Source organism: Hymenobacter lapidarius, assembly GCF_001816145.1.
Taxonomy (GTDB): Bacteria; Bacteroidota; Bacteroidia; order Cytophagales; family Hymenobacteraceae; genus Hymenobacter; species Hymenobacter lapidarius.
Genome location: NZ_MDZB01000057.1, coordinates 1 through 449 on the forward strand (window position 1 = coordinate 1; position 449 = coordinate 449).

Below are 449 nucleotides of genomic sequence, written 5' to 3' on the forward strand. Positions count from 1 at the left end.
CGCAGCTGGTTTTATGGGCTCAAGGTGCAGGTGGTGGCCACCAGCGACGGCATCCCCGTCGAGTTTTACCTCCATGCCGGCGCCGAGTCGGAGCAAACCGGCCAGCGCGGGCTGCCCCTGGACCTGCCCGCCGGCAGCGTGCTCTACGCAGCGTGCTCTACACCGATGCCGGCTACGCGGACTACGTGGCGGAGGATATCTTCAACGAAGCCAGCGGCAGCCAGCAGCAAACGGCCCGCCGCAAAAATAGCAAACGGCCGCATCATCCGGCGCAAGCCTTTCTGCTACAGTATTTTCGCAAAGGCATCGAAACCTGCTTTAGTCAGCTCACGGCCCGTTTTCCCAAGCAGATTCACGCCGTCACGGCGGCTGGGTTTGCCCTGAAAATTGCCCTCTTCATTTTTGCCCACACTTTAAGCCAAGCCGGACTATAGTCCGCAACTTGGGTT

General features: G+C 60.4%; 1 pseudogene. It reads left to right on the forward strand.

The features are described from left to right. Positions 1-434 (forward strand): annotated as a pseudogene (locus tag BEN47_RS23000) (transposase family protein); the annotation flags it as partial. Positions 435-449: the final 15 nt, after the last annotated feature.